Below are 443 nucleotides of genomic sequence, written 5' to 3' on the forward strand. Positions count from 1 at the left end.
CCTCGACGACGAGGCCGCCCCGGTTCCGGATGAGCAGCGGGATCGCCGTGTGGGAGGTGATGGCGTGCGTCCGCACCCCGAGTTCCAGCATCCGCAGGCCGCCGGCGAGGTCGCTCTCCCAGGTCCTGTCGCCGAAGACGAGGAGGTGCTCGCCGCCCCACACGTCGTTCACGAGGACGTCGAGCCGGCCGCGCTCCCGGTCGATCCGGTCGATCAGCGCCTTCACCTGGTCGACCTCCAGGTGGTCGGTGGGGACGGCGATGCCCTCGCCGCCGGCGGCCGTCACCAGTTCGGCGGTCTCCTCGATGGTCTCGGTGGCCCGGCCGACCTCGCTGAGCTTCTCGCGGGTGGTCCGCCCCGTGACGTACACCGTCGCCCCGGCCGCGCCGAGCTGGACGGCGATGCCGCGTCCGGCGCCGCGGGTGGCTCCGGCGACCAGGCAG

The 443-nt window shown here is 74.0% G+C and carries 1 protein-coding gene; it reads right to left on the minus strand.

All coding sequences use genetic code 11. From position 1 onward, the window contains the following. The coding region (locus tag AMK27_RS40970; RefSeq protein WP_241847818.1) for an SDR family NAD(P)-dependent oxidoreductase at positions 1–439 on the minus strand (439 nt) is incomplete at its 3' end. Positions 440–443: the final 4 nt, after the last annotated feature.

This window comes from Streptomyces sp. CB02009 (genome assembly GCF_001905825.1).
In the GTDB taxonomy this organism is placed as follows: Bacteria; Actinomycetota; Actinomycetes; order Streptomycetales; family Streptomycetaceae; genus Streptomyces.